Source organism: Tabrizicola caldifontis, assembly GCF_004762095.1.
In the GTDB taxonomy this organism is placed as follows: domain Bacteria; phylum Pseudomonadota; class Alphaproteobacteria; order Rhodobacterales; family Rhodobacteraceae; genus Tabrizicola; species Tabrizicola caldifontis.
Window position 1 is genome coordinate 184337 of sequence record NZ_SIJH01000002.1, and the last position, 16683, is coordinate 201019.

General features: G+C 67.3%; 16 protein-coding genes and 1 tRNA gene. 11 read left to right on the forward strand and 6 right to left on the reverse strand.

What is annotated here, in order from left to right; translation table 11 throughout:
- From EYB42_RS02460 to EYB42_RS02485, 6 genes are all read left to right on the forward strand, one after another.
- Positions 1-711 carry an ABC transporter ATP-binding protein gene (locus EYB42_RS02460; RefSeq protein WP_167850898.1) on the forward strand — a complete coding sequence of 237 codons (711 nt, stop codon included), beginning with the start codon at positions 1-3 and terminating at the stop codon, positions 709-711.
- A gap of 154 nt (positions 712-865) precedes the next feature.
- On the forward strand, positions 866-1729 hold the full coding sequence (locus EYB42_RS02465) for a branched-chain amino acid ABC transporter permease (protein ID WP_135447834.1): 864 nt from the start codon (positions 866-868) through the stop codon (positions 1727-1729).
- Between the two features lies 1 nt (position 1730).
- The gene (locus EYB42_RS02470; protein ID WP_135447836.1) at positions 1731-2777 is read left to right on the forward strand and encodes a branched-chain amino acid ABC transporter permease; all 1047 of its coding nucleotides are present in this window, start codon (positions 1731-1733) and stop codon (positions 2775-2777) included.
- Positions 2770-4524, forward strand: a complete 1755-nt coding sequence (locus EYB42_RS02475; RefSeq protein WP_135447838.1) for an FAD-dependent oxidoreductase — start codon at positions 2770-2772, stop codon at positions 4522-4524. The genes EYB42_RS02470 and EYB42_RS02475 overlap by 8 nt, the downstream gene beginning before the upstream one ends.
- Positions 4525-4526: 2 nt before the next feature.
- A complete protein-coding gene (locus EYB42_RS02480) occupies positions 4527-5399 on the forward strand; it encodes an intradiol ring-cleavage dioxygenase (RefSeq protein ID WP_135447840.1) in 873 nt (290 codons plus the stop codon).
- Positions 5400-5406: 7 nt separating this feature from the next.
- Positions 5407-6237, forward strand: a complete 831-nt coding sequence (locus EYB42_RS02485) for a BKACE family enzyme (RefSeq protein WP_135447842.1) — start codon at positions 5407-5409, stop codon at positions 6235-6237.
- Between the two features lie 87 nt (positions 6238-6324).
- Here EYB42_RS02485 and EYB42_RS02490 read toward each other — a convergent pair whose 3' ends face one another.
- Positions 6325-8610: an adenosylcobalamin-dependent ribonucleoside-diphosphate reductase gene (locus EYB42_RS02490; protein WP_135447844.1), complete on the reverse strand. Its 2286-nt coding sequence runs from the start codon at positions 8608-8610 to the stop codon at positions 6325-6327.
- 111 nt (positions 8611-8721) lie between these two features.
- On the opposite strand from EYB42_RS02490, the gene EYB42_RS02495 reads away from it, so the two are divergent.
- Positions 8722-9144, forward strand: coding sequence for a DUF1489 family protein (locus tag EYB42_RS02495; RefSeq protein ID WP_394346479.1), 423 nt, complete (start codon positions 8722-8724; stop codon positions 9142-9144).
- Between the two features lie 205 nt (positions 9145-9349).
- Complete coding sequence (locus EYB42_RS02500; RefSeq protein WP_135447846.1) at positions 9350-11656, forward strand: DEAD/DEAH box helicase; 2307 nt, start codon at positions 9350-9352, stop codon at positions 11654-11656.
- A 47-nt stretch (positions 11657-11703) separates the two neighbouring features.
- Here the strand turns inward: EYB42_RS02500 and EYB42_RS02505 are convergent, their stop codons facing one another.
- Positions 11704-12567 carry an N-formylglutamate amidohydrolase gene (locus EYB42_RS02505; protein WP_135447848.1) on the reverse strand — a complete coding sequence of 288 codons (864 nt, stop codon included), beginning with the start codon at positions 12565-12567 and terminating at the stop codon, positions 11704-11706.
- A gap of 163 nt (positions 12568-12730) precedes the next feature.
- Between EYB42_RS02505 and EYB42_RS02510 the strand changes: the two genes are divergently transcribed.
- Positions 12731-12805 (forward strand) — tRNA-Val (locus EYB42_RS02510).
- A 71-nt stretch (positions 12806-12876) separates the two neighbouring features.
- On the forward strand, positions 12877-13002 hold the full coding sequence (gene ykgO, locus EYB42_RS02515) for a type B 50S ribosomal protein L36 (RefSeq protein ID WP_023666132.1): 126 nt from the start codon (positions 12877-12879) through the stop codon (positions 13000-13002).
- Positions 13003-13153: 151 nt separating this feature from the next.
- Here the strand turns inward: ykgO and EYB42_RS02520 are convergent, their stop codons facing one another.
- Genes EYB42_RS02520 through tsaD form a run of 4 tightly spaced genes read right to left on the reverse strand, consistent with a single transcriptional unit; the run spans position 13154 to position 15880 of the window.
- Entirely contained in the window at positions 13154-13573 is a 420-nt protein-coding gene (locus tag EYB42_RS02520) for an EVE domain-containing protein (RefSeq protein ID WP_135447850.1), read from the reverse strand.
- The gene (locus EYB42_RS02525; RefSeq protein WP_135447995.1) at positions 13570-13842 is read right to left on the reverse strand and encodes a YciI family protein; all 273 of its coding nucleotides are present in this window, start codon (positions 13840-13842) and stop codon (positions 13570-13572) included. Before EYB42_RS02525 ends, EYB42_RS02520 begins: the two co-directional genes overlap by 4 nt.
- Positions 13843-13844: 2 nt before the next feature.
- Complete coding sequence (locus tag EYB42_RS02530; protein WP_135447852.1) at positions 13845-14801, reverse strand: NAD(P)H-dependent glycerol-3-phosphate dehydrogenase; 957 nt, start codon at positions 14799-14801, stop codon at positions 13845-13847.
- The gene (gene tsaD / locus EYB42_RS02535; RefSeq protein WP_135447855.1) at positions 14798-15880 is read right to left on the reverse strand and encodes a tRNA (adenosine(37)-N6)-threonylcarbamoyltransferase complex transferase subunit TsaD; all 1083 of its coding nucleotides are present in this window, start codon (positions 15878-15880) and stop codon (positions 14798-14800) included. The genes EYB42_RS02530 and tsaD overlap by 4 nt, the downstream gene beginning before the upstream one ends.
- Positions 15881-15924: 44 nt before the next feature.
- On the opposite strand from tsaD, the gene EYB42_RS02540 reads away from it, so the two are divergent.
- On the forward strand, positions 15925-16659 hold the full coding sequence (locus EYB42_RS02540) for a uroporphyrinogen-III synthase (RefSeq protein ID WP_135447857.1): 735 nt from the start codon (positions 15925-15927) through the stop codon (positions 16657-16659).
- Positions 16660-16683 lie beyond the last annotated feature (24 nt).

A 16683-nucleotide genomic window follows, 5' to 3' on the forward strand; every position in this document is an offset into this window, starting at 1 on the left:
ATGACGCCCATCCTTGAAACCCGGGGCCTGACCGCCGCCTACGGCCAGTTCAAGGCGCTGTTCGGAATCGACCTTGCCGTAAGCCCCGGCGAATGTGTCGCCATCATCGGCGCGAACGGTGCGGGCAAGACGACCCTGATGCGCTCGATCACCGGAGTGCTGCGCAACGACCCCGGCATGGTCCTGCACCGGGGCGAGCCGATCGGCGACCTGCCCGCCGACCAGGTGATGCAGCGCGGGATCGCCATGGTGCCCGAGGGGCGCAAGCTCTTCCCTTCGCTTTCCGTCGAGGAGAACCTGCTGATCGGGGGACAAGTGCGCCGGGGGGGTGGCCGCTGGTCGCTCGACACGATCTACCAGCTTTTCCCGATCCTGAAGGACCGCCGCCACTCGCCCGGCACGGCGCTTTCCGGCGGCCAGCAGCAGATGGTCGCCATCGGCCGCGCGCTGATGTCGAACCCCGAGCTTCTTCTCTGTGACGAGGTCAGCCTCGGCCTCGCCCCCGTGGTGATCCGCGACATCTACGCCGCCCTCCCCGCGATCCGCGAAGCCGGCGCGGCGGTGGTGATCGTCGAACAGGACATCGCCCGCGCGCTTTCGGTCGCCGACCGGGTCTACTGCCTGATGGAGGGCCGCGTGACCTTGCATGCCCCCGCCGCCGAAATCAGCCGCGAGGCGATCCACGCCGCCTATTTCGGGGAACCCACATGACGCCTGCCAGCCTTTCCCTGCGTGCCCCCCACCCCCATCCCCTCCCCACCAGGGGGAGGGGAGGCGCCCGGCCATGCTGTCCCACGCCTCCCTCCCCCACGCGGGGGGACGGATGGGGAGGGGGGGCATCCTGCCACTCTGCGAGGTCGTCGCGATGATCTGGCTCGACGTCCTCGTCCAGGGCATCCTGCTTGGCGGTCTTTATGCCCTTTTCGCCGCGGGCCTCAGCCTTGTCTTCGGGATCATGCGGCTGGTGAATCTGGCCCATGGTGATCTGATCGTCTTTGCCGCCTTCCTGATCCTGGTCACCGTCAATCTCTTGGGGCTGAACCCTTTCCTGTCGGCCCTGATCGCCGCCCCGGTCATGTTCGCCTTGGGCTGGGCCTTGCAACGCTTCGTCCTGAACCGGGTCGTCGGAAAGGACATCCTGCCGCCGCTGCTCATCACCTTCGGGCTCTCGGTTGCGCTGCAGAACGGCATGCTGGAGGTCTTCTCGGCCGACAGCCAGCGCATCCGCGCCGGCGCGCTGGAAAGCGCCTCGATCAACCTGGGCGTGGTCACCATAGGCACCCTGCCGCTTCTGACCTTCGGCTCGGCGGTGCTGGCCATCTTCATCCTGAACCGCATCTTCTACACCACCGCGATCGGCCGCGCCTTCCGGGCAACCAGTGACGATCCGGTCACCGCAAGCCTGATGGGCATCAACCCGCGCGGGGTCTTTGCCATGGCCACGGGCCTTGCCATGGTCATCGTCACCCTTGCCGCGCTTTACCTTGGCATGCGGGCGAACTTCGACCCTTCGATCGGTCCCGCGCGCCTGATCTATGCCTTCGAGGCGGTCATCATCGGCGGCCTCGGCAGCCTCTGGGGCACGCTGGCGGGTGGTGCGATCATCGGCATCGCCCAGACCGTGGGCGCGCAGATCAATCCGGAATGGCAGATCCTTGCCGGTCATCTGGCCTTTCTTGCCGTGCTGATCATCCGCCCGCGCGGCCTTTTCCCAAGGGCGGTGGACTAAGATGCACAAGGTCACCACCCGCACCCGCGCCTCGACCGTCGCCGGCCTCGCTGCCGTGGCTCTGGTTGTCCTGGGCCTGGTCCTGCCCGCCTTCGCCTCGCGCAGCCTGATCCAGGATCTGTTCTTCATCCTGACCATGCTGACGCTGGCGCAGCTGTGGAACCTGATCGCGGGCTATGGCGGGATGGTCAGCGTCGGCCAGCAGGCCTTTGTCGGCATCGGCGCATATGCGATGTTCGCAGGCGTCATCCTCTGGGGCTGGGATCCAGTTCCAGCGATTCTTCTGGGCGGGGTCGCAGCCTTCCTGCTGGCAATCCCGATGGCCTTCTTCGCCTTCCGCCTGCAAGGAGCATACTTTGCCATCGGCACCTGGGTCATCGCCGAGGTCACGCGCCTTCTGGTCGCCCAGTGGAAGACGCTCGGCGGCGGCACCGGCACCAGCCTGCCGCGCGAGGCGACATCAGACATCATCGGCGTCGCGGCCATTGCCGAGTTGTTCGGTATCCGCGATGCCGCTGCGCGCGACATCCTGGCCTACTGGCTGGCGCTCGCGCTGGCGGTGGGCACGATGGCGGCGATCTACGCGCTTCTGCGGTCGCGCACGGGGCTTGCGCTGGCTGCCGTCCGCGACAACGACAACGCGGCCCGGTCTGTCGGGGTGGACGCGCAGCGCGTCAAGTGGCTGGTCTTCCTGTCGGCCGCCACGATGACCGGCCTGGTCGGCGCGCTGATCTATGTCCAGACCGCCCGCATCTCGCCCGACGCGGCCTTCTCCGTCACCAACTGGACGGCCTATGTCATCTTCATTGCCGTCATCGGCGGGATCGGCCGGCTGGAGGGGCCGATCCTCGGCGTTCTCGTCTTCTGGGGCCTGCAGACCGCCTTCGCCGACTATGGCAGCTGGTATCTGCTGGCGCTTGGCCTGCTGGCCATCGTCACCATGCTGTTCGCCCCGCGGGGTCTCTGGGGCCTGATCGCCGACCGCTGGGGCATTGCCCTGTTCCCCATTCAACGCCGCCTGATCCTGGAAGGAGCCCGAAATGGCTGACATCACCACCGACGTTCTTGTCATCGGTACCGGACCGGCCGGATCGGCCACGGCGGCCCTCCTGGCCTCGTACGGGGTCGAGGTGCTGGTCGTGAACCGCTACCGCTGGCTGGCCAATACCCCCCGCGCCCACATCACCAACCAGCGCACCATGGAAGTCCTGCGCGACCTTGGCCCCGAGGTCGAGGAGGAGGCGATGAAGCACGCCACCCATCAGGAGCTGATGGGCAACAACGTCTTCTGCGTGTCGCTGGCCGGCGAGGAACTGGGCCGGATGCAATCCTGGGGCACTTCGCCCGAAAGCAAGGCCCGCCACCTGCGCGCCAGCCCCTGCGAGATGAACGACCTGCCGCAGACCTTCATGGAGCCGATCCTCTTCGGCACCGCCTGTCGCCGGGGTGCCCAGTCGCGGATGTCCACCGAGTACCTCTCCCATGTCCAGGACGCCGAAGGGGTCACGACCACCTGCCGCGACCGGCTTACAGGCAAGGATTTCACCGTGCGGTCGAAATACCTGGTGGGGGCGGACGGGGGCAACAGCCTCGTCGCCGAGCACGCGGGCCTGCCGTTCGAGGGCAGGATGGGCGTCGGCGGGTCGATGAACATCCTGTTCCGCGCCGACCTGTCGCGTTACGTCGCGCACCGGCCCAGCGTTCTCTACTGGGTCATGCAGCCCGGCGCCGATGTGGGCGGGATCGGCATGGGCCTGGTCCGCATGGTGCGGCCCTGGAACGAATGGCTGATCGTCTGGGGCTACGACATCAACCAGCCCGCCCCGGTGGTGGATGCGGCGATGGCGACCCAGGTCGCGCGGCAGCTGGTCGGCGTTCCAGATCTGGAGATCGACTTGATCAGCGCCAACACCTGGACGGTGAACAACTGCTACGCCACCCACATGCAATCGGGGCGCGTGTTCATCATGGGCGACGCGGCGCACCGTCACCCGCCCTCGAACGGGCTGGGGTCGAATACCTCGATCCAGGACGGCTTCAATCTGGCCTGGAAACTGGCCGCCGTCATCAAGGGACAGGCGACCCCCAGGCTTCTGGACAGCTACAGCGCCGAGCGCGCGCCGGTCGCCAAACAGATCGTCACCCGCGCCAACCAGTCCATCGCCGAATTCGGCCCGATCTTCGAGGCGCTGGGCATGGACGGCGGTGTTGACCACGAAAAGATCCAGCGCAGCATGGCTGCCCGCTGCGACGCCACCGAAGCCGGCGAGCGCCAGCGCGAGGCGCTGCGCAAGGCGATCGACTTCAAGGTCTACGAATTCGACTGCCACGGGGTCGAAATGAACCAGCGCTACAGCTCTGGCGCGGTGGTCACCGATGGGCAAGACCCGCCGCCGCCGAACGCGGACATGGAGCTTTACTATCAGCCGACTACCTTCCCCGGCGCGCGGTTGCCGCATGCCTGGGTTTATGACCGTCATGGCGGCAGGCATTCCACGCTGGATCTGTGCGGCAAGGGCCAGTTCACCATCCTCACCGGAATCGGCGGCCAGGGATGGGTGAAGGCCGCGGCCGAGGTCGGCCGTGCGCTGAACCTGCCGATCCGCGCCATCACCATCGGTCCCCGCGCCGATTACGAGGATCACGTCGGTGACTGGCACAAGGTGCGGGAAATCCGCGACGCGGGCTGTGTGCTGGTGCGCCCTGACCATCACGTCGCCTGGCGGTCGGTCGGCGCGTCCGGCGACCCTGCGGCCGACCTGACCCGCGTCCTGCGCAGCATCCTGGGGCACTGACCATGACCGAACAGGGGTTCTTCACCGAGGCCAACTCTGCCGAGGTCGTCATCAGCCGCAATGCCAGGGCCCGGAACGCGCGTCTGGCCGAGGTCATGGCGATCCTGACCCGTCACCTGCACGCCGCCGTGAAGGAGATCGAGCCGACCGAGGCGGAATGGTTCGAGGCCATCAAGTTCCTGACCGCCACCGGCCACATGTGCACCGACTGGCGGCAGGAGTTCATCCTTCTGTCCGATGTTCTTGGGGTTTCGATGCTGGTCGATGCGATCAACAACCGCAAACCCTCGGGCGCCAGCGAAAGCACGGTCCTCGGCCCCTTCCACGTCGCCGACGCGCCGGAACTGCCGATGGGCAGCGACATCTGCCTTGACCAAAAGGGCGAGCCGATGCTGGTGCGCGGCACGATCCGGTCCACCGACGGGTCGCCCCTGGCCAATGCGAAGATCGACGTCTGGCAGGCCAACGACGAAGGCTTCTACGACGTGCAGCAGAAGGGTATCCAGCCCGACTTCAACCTGCGTGGCGTGTTCCGTACCGGGGCCGACGGGCGCTACTGGTTCAAGGGCGTGAAGCCGAAGTTCTACCCGATTCCCGATGACGGGCCGGTCGGCCAACTGCTGCGTGCGCTGGGCCGGCACCCCTACCGCCCCGCACATCTGCATTACATCATCGAGGCGCCAGGCCATGCGCGGCTGGTGACGCACATCTTCGACCCCGACGATCCCTACATCAATTCCGATGCGGTCTTCGGCGTGAAGGAAAGCCTGCTGGCAAAGTTCGATCTTGTGTCCGATCCGGCGCGCATCGCCGAGGCCGGATTTACCCGGCCGTTCTTCCTGGTGGAACATGACTTCGTCCTTGCCCCAGGCTGAGCCGCCCATGACCAAGCCCTGCATCATCTGCGTCGCGATCACCGGTTCGCTTCCGCAGAAGTCGGACAATCCGGCCGTGCCGATCACCGTCGCCGAACAGATCGAATCCACGCACGAGGCGTTCGAGGCCGGAGCGACCATCGTGCATGCCCATGTCCGCAACGACGATGGTACGCCCTCCTCCGACCCCGAGAAATTCGCTCGGCTCATGGAGGGGGTGCGCAGGCACTGCCCCGGCATGATCGTGCAGTTTTCCACCGGCGGGCGGTCCGGCGCCGGCAAGGCGCGTGGGGGGATGCTGCCGCTGAAGCCCGACATGGCCAGCCTGTCGGTCGGATCGAACAACTTCCCGACGCGCGTCTATGAAAACCCGCCCGATCTGGTGGACTGGCTGGCTGCGGAAATGCTGACCTACGGGATCAAGCCCGAGATCGAATGCTTTGACCTTTCCCACATCCACCAGGCTGCGGCGATGCAGCGCGACGGGCGGCTGAAGGCCCCGGCCTATGTGCAGTTCGTTATGGGCGTGAAGAACGCCATGCCCGCCGACCGCGACGTGTTCGACTATTACATCCGCACGGTCGAACGCCTTCTGCCGGGTTCTGAATGGTGTGGCGCCGGGATCGGGCCGCATCAGATCACGCTGAACGAATGGTGCGTTGCTGCGGGCGGGCACGCGCGCACCGGGCTGGAAGACAACGTGCGGCTGGACAGGACCACGCTGGCGCCCTCGAACGCTGCCCTTGTCCGCCGCGTGGTCGAGATCTGCGACCGACACCGGCGCCCTGTCGCCACACCGGCCGAGGCCCGTCAGCTGCTTGGTCTTGCCCCGGCCTGAGCGGCGCGGGAACAAACGCCGCGAAGGTAAAGGCGATTGTTCCCGCGCCGCGCTTTCACGCCTTCGGCAGCACTTCCCGTGCTCTGCCTAGCCGCATTTCGAATGCCCGCATGACCCGCAGGTCAGGCATCCCTCCACCATCCGCAGGTCGTAACTTCCGCAGGCCGGGCAGGCCTTGCGCGGCGCCTCGCCGACCCGCAGGATTTCGGCCTTGGGGTCCGATTTCAGGCCCTGCCCCTCGCCCTCGATGAAGCCGATCTCGATCAGGTGACGTTCGATCACCCCGCCGATGGCCGCAAGGATCGAGGGGATGTAGCGGCCGTCCATCCAGGCCCCGCCGCGCGGGTCGAACACGGCCTTCAGTTCCTCGACCACGAACGAGATATCCCCCCCGCGCCGGAACACCGCCGAAATCATCCGGGTCAGCGCCACCGTCCAGGCGTAATGCTCCATGTTCTTCGAGTTGATGAACACCTCGAAGGGCCGGCGGTGACCCGCTGTCACGATGTCGTTGATCGTGATGTAAAGGGCATGTTCGGTTCCCGGCCATTTCAGCTTGTAGGTGCGCCCCTCCAGCGCGGTCGGGCGGTCGAGCGGTTCGGACAGATAGACCACCTCGCCCCCGGAAGCTGCGGCCCGGGCCTGCTCCGGCCCCTCTCCCGGCGCCTTGTCAGTGGTTTCTGACACGGTCAGGACCGAACCCGTCACCTCGTTCGGGCGGTAGGTGGTGCAGCCCTTGCAGCCCTGATCCCAGGCGGCCATGTAGACATCCTTGAAATCGTCGAAGGAAATGTCCGCCGGGCAGTTGATCGTCTTCGAGATCGAGCTGTCCACCCATTCCTGCGCTGCCGCCTGCATCCGCACATGGTCGAGCGGCGGCAGCGTCTGGGCATTCACGAAATAATCGGGCAGGGCCGCATCGCCGAATTTCTCGCGCCACAGACGGACGGCATAATCCACTACCTCCTCCTCGGTGCGGCTGCCGTCCTTCTGCAACACCTTGCGGGTATAGGCATAGGCGAACACCGGCTCGATCCCGCTTGAGACGTTGCCGGCGTAAAGGCTGATCGTCCCGGTCGGTGCCACGCTGGTCAGAAGCGCATTGCGGATCCCATGCGCGGCGATCGCTGCACGCACATCGGCATCCATCCGCCGCATCGTGCCCGAAGCCAGGTATTTCGCGGCATCGAACAGCGGGAAGGGGCCCTTCTCCTTCGCCAGATCGACGCTGGCCAGATAGGCCGCCCGTGCGATGGCATGCATCCAGATCCCGGTGACGCGCGCGGCCTCCTCAGAGCCATAGCGCAACCTCACCATCAGAAGCGCATCGGCAAGCCCCGTGACCCCCAGCCCGATCCGCCGCTTGGCCCGCGCCTCCTCGGCCTGCTGCGGCAGCGGAAAGCGGCTGGCATCCACCACGTTGTCCATCATCCGCACCGCCGTGCGTACCAGGCGGTTCAACTGATCCATGTCCAGCTGCGAATGGGGTTCGAACGGATCCTTCACCAGCCGCGCCAGGTTGATCGAGCCCAGAAGGCAGGCGCCATAGGGTGGCAGGGGCTGCTCGCCGCAGGGATTGGTGGCCGCGATCGTCTCGCAATAGGCAAGGTTGTTCATGGCGTTGATCCGGTCGATGAAGATCACCCCCGGCTCGGCGAAATCATAGGTGGACCGCATGATCCGGTTCCACAGGTCGCGCGCCTGAACCGTCCTGTAGACCTTGCCGCCGAAAACCAGCTCCCACGGGCCATCGGCCTTGACCGCGGCCATGAAGGCATCGGTCACCAGGACCGAGAGGTTGAACATGCGCAGTCGGGCCGGATCCTTCTTCGCCTCGATGAAGGCCTCGATGTCGGGATGATCGCAGCGCATCGTCGCCATCATCGCGCCCCGGCGGCTGCCGGCGGACATGATCGTGCGGCACATCGCATCCCAGACATCCATGAACGACAATGGCCCCGAGGCATCCGCCGCCACCCCGGCGACTGGCGCCCCTCGCGGCCGTATCGTGCTGAAGTCATAGCCGATCCCGCCGCCCTGCTGCATGGTCAGCGCGGCCTCCTTCAGGCTGTCGAAGATCCCGGCCATGGTGTCGGGGATCGTGCCCATGACGAAACAGTTGAACAGCGTCACCTGCCGCCCGGTCCCAGCCCCGGCGGTGATGCGGCCGGCCGGCAGGAAGCGGAAATCCTCCAGCGCGGAATAGAACTCGTCCTCCCATTTCGCGGGCTCGGCCTCCACCGCGGCCAGAGCGCGCGCGATCCGCCGCCAGGTGTCTTCCACCGTCCCGTCGATCGGCGTGCCGTCCGCCTCCTTGAAGCGATACTTCATGTCCCAGATGGCTTCAGCGATGGGGGCATCGAATCGCGACATCGGGCGAATCTTCCTGTCTGTTGTGGATAAGTCCGGCAGAAGGCCCAAGATACGCCCCTGCCCCCCGGGGGTCAACTTGAAGCCCCCGCCGCAGGCCCTATGATCGGGCGCATGATCAACCTCCTGAAACTCTGCGTCGGCGCCGACTCGGTCGAGGATCTGCTCGACTGGCAGCGCAGCCAGCGCCCGCACTGGCCGGAGGGCCGGGCGGTCCACGTCACCCGCATGTGGCCGAAACGCGAGGCCGAGGTGCTGGACGGCGGCTCGCTCTACTGGGTGATCAAGGGCGTGATCCTGTGCCGTCAGCGCATCCTCGACCTGCAGGAGGTGAACCTCGGCGACGGCATCCCGCGCTGTGCCCTTGTCCTCGACCACGAAGTGATCCGTACTGAACCCGCCCCCCGCCGCCCTTTCCAGGGGTGGCGCTATCTTGATCCGAAGGACAGCCCGCGCGACCTGGCGCCGGGCCGTGCCAAGGATGATCCGCTTCCCCCCAGGCTTGCCCAGGCGCTTGCAGAAATCGGTCTGCGTTGAACCTGGCGCGCCGGATTGCCGGCCCTTGCCGCGTGCATTCTTCGCGGAAGCGTCGCGTTCGGCCCTATACAGCCGCCGTGCATTAGGCTACTGACCCTGCCGACGGTCGAGATTCCGGCACTGCGGGCGAGGAGGCCCGCATCAAGGGGACAGGGGCCGTTCTGGCTTTTTCAGGCGCATTGCGCCTCCCTTTGGAAAGACATCCATGACGATCGAGACACTGGCCGCGCCGCTGGCGCAGGCTTTGGCCGAGAAGGGCTATGAAACGCTGACTTCGGTGCAGCAGGCGGTGCTGGCCGAAGGCGTGGCGGGCCGAGATGCGCTGGTCTCGGCGCAGACCGGATCGGGCAAGACCGTGGCCTTTGGCCTGGCCATCGCGCCGGAAATCCTGAACGGGCAGGACGTGCTCCTTTACGCCGACAAGCCCATCGCGCTGGCCATTGCGCCAACGCGCGAACTGGCGCTTCAGGTCGCGCGCGAACTGGAATGGCTTTACGCCGGCGCGCAGGCGAAGATCGCGACCTGCGTCGGTGGCATGGACTACCGCACCGAACGCCGGGCACTGGAACGCGGCGCGCATATCGTCGTGGGCACCCCCGGTCGTCTGCGCGACCATATCGAGCGCGGCAGCCTTGACCTGTCGGGTCTGCGCGCCGTGGTGCTGGACGAGGCCGACGAGATGCTGGACCTCGGGTTTGCCGAGGATCTGGAATTCATCCTGGCCGCCGCGCCCGAGGATCGCCGCACGCTGATGTTCTCGGCCACCGTGCCGAAGGAGATCGAGCGTCTGGCCGGCGAGTTCCAGAAGGATGCCCTGCGCATTCAGGCCCAGGGCGAGGCGAAGCAGCACGTCGATATCGAATACCGCGCGTTTTCGGTCGCTGTACGCGACCGGGAACATGCGATCTTCAACGTGTTGCGTTATTACGATGCGCGTACGGCGATCGTCTTCTGCAAGACGCGGGCCAACGTGAACCATCTGCTTGCCCGCATGGGCAACCGCGGCTTCCAGGTCGTGGCCCTGTCCGGGGAACTTTCGCAGCAAGAGCGTACCCATGCCCTTCAGGCGCTGCGTGACGGTCGGGCCCGGGTGTGCATTGCCACCGACGTGGCCGCGCGCGGCATCGACCTGCCTGGGCTGGAACTGGTGGTCCACGCCGACCTGCCATCTAACCCGGAAACCCTGCTGCACCGGTCGGGCCGCACCGGCCGGGCAGGCAAGAAGGGTGTCTCGGCGCTGATCGTGACGCCGGCCGACTACAAGAAGGCCCAGCGTCTGCTTCACGGCGCCAAGGTCGTGGCGGAATGGGGCGCCGCCCCGGGCGCCGACGAGGTGCAGGCGCGCGAGGATCAGCGCCTGCTGGAACATCCCTCGCTGACTGCGCCGATCGGCGAGGAAGCGGGCATTGCAGCCGATCTGCTGGATCGCTACGGGGCCGAGGCGCTGGCCGCCGCCTTCGTCCGCCTCTGGCGCGAGGGGCGGTCCGCGCCCGAGGTGCTGTCCACCGACCTGCCCACCCAGCCGCCCCCTGCCCCGCGTGATCGTGGCGAGTTCGGCCCTTCGGTCTGGTTCCGCCTGTCGGTCGGCCGCTCAGGCCGGGCCGAGGCGCGCTGGCTTCTGCCGAAGATCTGCGATGCCGGCAGCATCGCCAAGGACGGCATCGGCGCGATCCGTGTGCGCGAGGATGAAACCTTCGTGCAGATCAGCGAAGCCCTCGCCCCGCGCTTCGGCAACGAAATCGAACTGGACAAGGGCATCACGATGACCCGCCTCGAGGGCGAGCCCGATTTCGACCGACCCAGGTTCGAGCGCCCGGCGCGGCCGGATCGTGCCGAACGCCGCGAAAAGCCCGCCTATACCCCCAAGCCCCCCCGCGTGGTGGAAGAGATCGAGGCCGAATCGGCGCGCAGCGACCACACCCCCAGACCGCGGGCCAAATATGATGACCGCCCCCGCCCGACCGAGACCCGGCCCGACTGGAAGCCGCGGCGCGAAGATGGCCCGCGTCCGGAACGCAAGCCCCATGCCGACCGCGCCCCGCGCCCCGAAGGTGATGAGAACCGCCCGAAAAAGCCGCGCTGGACCCCCGATCAGAAGGCCGCCCCCCGCTCGGCCGGCTACAAGAGCCACGGCGGATCGCCCGACAAGCCGGCCCGGGCTGCGGGCTACAAGAGCCACGCCGCAGAAGGTGTCGCCACGAGGCGGCGCGATGATGGTGATCGCCCGAAGAAACCCCATGCGCCCAAGGGCGAGGGCTTCCGCCCGCGCGAGGACGGCGACCGTCCGAAAAAGACCTTTGCCCCCAGGGGTGACGAGGCGCGTCCCTTCTTGAAGCGCGAGGGCGGCGCCAAGGCCGGCGGCTTCAAGAGCCATGCCGCAGGCGGAAAAAAGCCGTTCGGCAAGGCGGAGTTCGACAAGCCCGCTGCGAAGGACCGCCCGGCGAAGCCCAAGGCAGACCCCCGCGACACCTCCAGGCGGTTCGTGCCGCCGAAAGGCGCGAAACGGTCGTGACCTGAAGCCCGCGCGCCCCGGATCGCGTCCGGGGCGCGGGGCGGGCCCTATTCCGCCGCCAGTGCCAGGCCCGAGGGCCGCAGGATCTCGGCCACGACGCCCTCGATAAGCGAGCGGAAGGCATCGAACCCCGGCAGCGGTTCGATGCGCGCCTCGTTCATGTAAAGCGCCCGGTCGATTTCGACCTGCACCACATGCACCCCACGCATCGGCCGACCGTAGGCCTGTGCGATATAGGCCCCGGCGAACGGTGCATTGCGCCCGACCCGCAGGCCCGCCCCGGCAAAGGCGGCCTCGATCCGGTCCACCACCTCGCGCCCCGCGGCCACGCCGTAGCGGTCGCCCAGCACCACCTCTGGCCGCAACTGGCCCGGGCGGGAATGCGCCTCGATCGCTTCGTGCGGCATGGAATGGCAGTCGATCAGCACGGCCTGCCCGAAGGTGGCACGCGTTTCTTCCACCAGGGCGGCAAGCGCCTGATGATAGGGGTGCCAGAACCGGGCAATCCGCGCCTCTGCTTCGGCAAGGCCAAGCTTGCCGGAATAGATCGGCCGCCCCCCGGCCACCACGCGGGGAATCACCCCCAGCCCCGAGGTGACCCGGGGATTGTGCGGCGCACGGGCGATTCCCTCGATCACGGCAGGGTCCAGTTCGTCCGCCGCCCGGTTCAGGTCGATGAAGGCGCGCGGCGCCCGCGCCGCCAGAAGCGGCGCACCCAGTGCCGGGGCCGATTCGAACAGCAGGTCCACGAAGGCATCCTCGGACGACCGTATGGCCTGACGGTCCAGGACTGCCCGCGCCAGAAAGGCGGCCGGATAATCACGCCCGGAATGCGGCGAGGCAAAGATGACCGGCCCGACGGCCCGGGCCGGGCGTTGCAGCACATAGGCTTCGGTCACCTCTTGCGGCACGGGACCTCCTTCCGCTTTGCATGATATAGCCCGAGAAGATCGAAAGCCAAAACCCCTTGCAGCCCTGCGCGCTTGTCAGTATAGACCCGGCCTGACCGACGCGGTTTGCCCCGCGTCCTTTTCGTTTAACCGGAAGGGGCTGGGGCAAGGCGCAAGGGCATGTGGGCGGTTAGCTCAGCGGTAGAGCACTACGTTGACATCGTAGTGGCCACTGGTTCGATCCCAGTACCGCCCACCATTCGCCGCCCCCGTCCGGGGGCATTGGTTTCAATCTGGCGCGGGAAGCGCCGCGAAGAAGGAGAGCCGACCATGAAAGTCGCCAACTCGCTCCGCTCGCTGAAGACGCGTCACCGCGATTGCCAGGTCGTGCGCCGCAAGGGCCGCGTCTACGTGATCAACAAGACGCAGAAGCGCTACAAGGCTCGCCAGGGCTGAGCCTGCTTCGGCAACCGGATCTCGGGGCCGCCAGGGGAAACCGTGGCGGCCTTTTCCTTTGCGGCGGCGCGTCGATGCTTTCGTTGCTTGCCCCAGCGATCCCGCGACGAGAAGACGACGTCGCGCGAGGCTCCGCCCTGACGGGGATGCCTCAGGGCTCGACGCCGCCAAGCCGGCAGATGATCGCCCATTCCTCGGGGCTGACCGGTTGCACCGACAGGCGGGTGTTGTTGACCAGCACCATGCCCTCCAGCCCCGGGGTGACCTTGCACTCCTCAAGGCTGACGGCACGCTTCAGGGGCTGCACCGCCCGGATCCACACGCAGTCCCACCGAGGGTCGTCGGTCGTGCTGTCTGGGGCGCTTTCGCGGCAGACCTCGACGATGCCGACGATCTCCTTTCCCACGTTGGAGTGGTAGAAGAAGCCCCGGTCGCCGATCTTCATCGCCCGCATGTTGTTGCGCGCCTGATAGTTGCGCACGCCATGCCATTCCTCGCCCTCGTCCCCCTTGGCAACCTGATCATCCCAGCCCCAGACATCGGGTTCCGACTTGAACAGCCAGTAGTTCATCCGATCACCTTCTTCCATTCCTGGATCATCACCGACTGGAACAGCCCGGCCTTCGCATAGGGGTCGGCTGCTGCCCAGGCCTCGGCCTCGGCCTTGGAGCCGACGTTCAGGATCACCAGACTGCCGCACATCTGCCCGGCGGCATCGATGAACGGCCCGGCCTGTTCGACCACGCCCGAGGAGCGGATGTGTTCCAGATGGGCCTCCCGGTTCTCCACGCGGGTTTGCAGGGCATTGGGCTTGTCAAGGCAGATCAGGGCGTAGCGCATGGTCATTCCTGTTTCAGGGGGCGGCTCATCAGCGTTGCCACGGCACTTTCGAGGGTGATCCGGCCAAGGGCAAGGGCATCGACCATTGCGGTCACCGGCATGTCGATGCCCCTTTCCGCAGCCAGGCGGACCACTGCCCGCGCCGTGGCCACGCCTTCCACGGTGATCGAGGGGTCGAAGGTCTCGCGCTTGCCCAGGGCAAGCCCGAAACGGAAGTTCCGCGATTGCGTCGATGTGCAGGTCAGCACCAGATCGCCCAGGCCGGACAGGCCCGACAACGTTTCGGGCCGGGCGCCCAAGGCCAGCGCCAGCCGCACCATCTCGGCATAGCCGCGCGTCATAAGCGCCGCCCGGGCACTGTCGCCAAGGCCCGCGCCGATCACCACTCCGGCGGCGATGGCGATGACGTTCTTCAAGGCGCCCCCAAGTTCGGCACCCGTCACGTCATCGGTGCGGTAGATCCGCAGGGTCGGGGTGGAAAGCAGTTCCTGCAAGCCCCTGATTTCGCCCGTCGCGGCAAGGGTCAGGGCCGTGGGCAGGCCCCTTGCGATGTCGGCGGCAAAGCTCGGGCCGGTCAGGATGGCGGCCATGGCGGCGGGTCGCCGCCCTGCGATGACCGCAACCGGGCCGCGCAGCGTCACAAGGTCAACCCCCTTGCAGCAGGCGACCAGCGGCTGGCGCGCGTCGATCTGCGACCAGCGGTCGAGCAGCCCCCCGAGCGCCTGCATCGGCACCGCCAGCAGCAGCGCCTGCCCGCCGCAGACATCCGCGATTTCCGCCTGCACAGAGATGTTTTCCGGCAGATCCACCCCCGGAAGCGCGGCGTCATTCCGCCGTGTCTCCTGCATCATCCGCACCTGTTCCGCGTCCCGCGCCCAAAGCCGCACCTCGCGCCCGCTCCGGGCAAGGGCCACGGCCAGCGCCGTGCCGAAGGCGCCCGCGCCCGCGATGCCGATCATGCCTTGGCCCCCTTCCTGCCCGAACCCAGCAGCGCCGGGGCACTTTCGTCCAGGGGCCAGCGCGGGCGCGCGGCGAAATCGGTCGAGGGGGGAAATCCGGCCCGCAGATGCTCGATCCCCGCCCAGGCGATCATCGCGGCATTGTCGGTGCAAAGCCGCAAGGGCGGTGCAACAAAGGGCACCCCCACGCGCGCCGAAACAGTCTCTAACCTGGCCCGAATGACCTTGTTCGCGGCCACGCCACCGGCCACGCACAACGCGGTCGGCTGCACCCCGGCCATCGCCAGGGCGCGGTCGGTCTTGACGGCCAGCACCTCTGCCACCGCGGCCTGAAAGCCTGCACACAGATCGCGGCGATCCTGCAGGGTGATGCCGCCCTTTTCGGCCACCAGCGCATCGCGTGCGCGCAAAAGCGCGGTCTTGAGGCCGGAAAAGGACATGTCGCAGCCCTCCCGGTCCAGAAGCGGGCGCGGAAAATGGAAGCGTGTCGCATCGCCACGGGCTGCCTCGGCCTCGACCGACGGGCCGCCGGGCTGCGGCAGACCAAGAAGCTTCGCCGTCTTGTCGAAAGCCTCGCCCGGGGCATCGTCGATCGTACCGCCCAGACGGCGATAGCGGCCCACGCCCTGCACCAGCAGGAACTGGCAATGCCCGCCGGAAACCAGCAGCATCAGATATGGAAAGGCGACACCGTCCGTCAGCCGGGGTGTCAGCGCATGGCCCGCCAGATGGTTCACGGCAATCAGCTGCAATCCACGGGCCGCCGCGATTCCGCGCGCAAGCATCACGCCCGAAAGCACCCCGCCGATCAGCCCGGGCCCGGCGGTTACCGCGATGGCGTCGATATCCTCCAGCGTGACGCCCGCCTTTTCCAGGGCGGTTTCCACCACGCCGTCCAGCCGTTCGGCATGGGCGCGGGCGGCGATCTCGGGCACCACGCCGCCATAGGCCTCGTGCAGCGCGGTCTGGCCCAACACCTCGGACGACAGGATCTCTGCCCCCGCTCCCGCGCGGACCACGGCCGCGGCGGTGTCGTCGCAGCTTGATTCGATGCCGAGAAGGGTGAGGGTCCGGTCCATGGCCGCCGTTGCGCGAAAGTCTGGCCGCAGGTAACACCAAGGGCATGGCGAGACAATCCAATGTGGCGGCGGTGCCCGTCCTCCTGACCCGGCCCGAGGCAGAGGCCCGCCGCTTTGCGCAACAGCTGAACCAGCGGTTCGGCGGCAGGCTGCGTCCCGTCGTCGCGCCGCTGATGGCGGCAGTGCATCTGACACCCGGGCTTCCGGCCGGCCCTTTCGCCGGGGTGATCTTCACCTCGGCCACAGGGGTGGATGCGGCGGTCCGGTTGGCAACCGCCCTGCCCCGGCTGGCCTGGTGCGTCGGCGCGAAAACGGCAGATCGCGCTGCCAAGGCAGGGTTCAGGGCGCGTTCGGCCGACGGTGATGCACGCGCGCTGGTTGCCGCGATCCTTGCCGATCCGCCCGCAGGCCGGCTGCTGCACCTTCGCGGCCAAGAGACCCGCGGCGAGGTGGCGGAACGACTGAATTCCGCTGGAATAGAGACTGAATCCGCCGTGGTTTACAGACAGGTTCCCCAGGCGCTGACAGACGAAGCACAGCGATTGCTGAATGGCGGAAATCCCGTGATCGTGCCTTTGTTCTCGCCGCGCAGTGCCGCGCTGTTCGCGGCCCAGGCACAGGGTGCGCAGGCCGATCTTCATCTTGTTGCGATCAGCCCGGCCGTGGCAGAGGTCGTGCGCAACCTGCCCCACCGGTCGCTGGCCCTGGCCGCACGGCCCGATGCGGCGGCAATGCTTGATGCGATCGCAGCGGTGCTTGACGCCCTTCCCCCGCCTTGAACCCGGGCCTCTTGAGTGCTTAGG

Bases quoted from the DNA above. Each gene is read 5' to 3' on its own strand.
- EYB42_RS02460 (WP_167850898.1), top strand. From the start codon at position 1: ATGACGCCCATCCTTGAAACCCGGGGCCTGACCGCCGCCTACGGCCAG.
- EYB42_RS02465 (WP_135447834.1), top strand. From the start codon at position 866: ATGATCTGGCTCGACGTCCTCGTCCAGGGCATCCTGCTTGGCGGTCTT.
- EYB42_RS02470 (WP_135447836.1), top strand. From the start codon at position 1,731: ATGCACAAGGTCACCACCCGCACCCGCGCCTCGACCGTCGCCGGCCTC.
- EYB42_RS02475 (WP_135447838.1), top strand. From the start codon at position 2,770: ATGGCTGACATCACCACCGACGTTCTTGTCATCGGTACCGGACCGGCC.
- EYB42_RS02480 (WP_135447840.1), top strand. From the start codon at position 4,527: ATGACCGAACAGGGGTTCTTCACCGAGGCCAACTCTGCCGAGGTCGTC.
- EYB42_RS02485 (WP_135447842.1), top strand. From the start codon at position 5,407: ATGACCAAGCCCTGCATCATCTGCGTCGCGATCACCGGTTCGCTTCCG.
- EYB42_RS02490 (WP_135447844.1), bottom strand. From the start codon at position 8,610: ATGTCGCGATTCGATGCCCCCATCGCTGAAGCCATCTGGGACATGAAG.
- EYB42_RS02495 (WP_394346479.1), top strand. From the start codon at position 8,722: ATGATCAACCTCCTGAAACTCTGCGTCGGCGCCGACTCGGTCGAGGAT.
- EYB42_RS02500 (WP_135447846.1), top strand. From the start codon at position 9,350: ATGACGATCGAGACACTGGCCGCGCCGCTGGCGCAGGCTTTGGCCGAG.
- ykgO (WP_023666132.1), top strand. From the start codon at position 12,877: ATGAAAGTCGCCAACTCGCTCCGCTCGCTGAAGACGCGTCACCGCGAT.
- EYB42_RS02520 (WP_135447850.1), bottom strand. From the start codon at position 13,573: ATGAACTACTGGCTGTTCAAGTCGGAACCCGATGTCTGGGGCTGGGAT.
- EYB42_RS02525 (WP_135447995.1), bottom strand. From the start codon at position 13,842: ATGCGCTACGCCCTGATCTGCCTTGACAAGCCCAATGCCCTGCAAACC.
- EYB42_RS02530 (WP_135447852.1), bottom strand. From the start codon at position 14,801: ATGATCGGCATCGCGGGCGCGGGCGCCTTCGGCACGGCGCTGGCCGTG.
- tsaD (WP_135447855.1), bottom strand. From the start codon at position 15,880: ATGGACCGGACCCTCACCCTTCTCGGCATCGAATCAAGCTGCGACGAC.
- EYB42_RS02540 (WP_135447857.1), top strand. From the start codon at position 15,925: ATGGCGAGACAATCCAATGTGGCGGCGGTGCCCGTCCTCCTGACCCGG.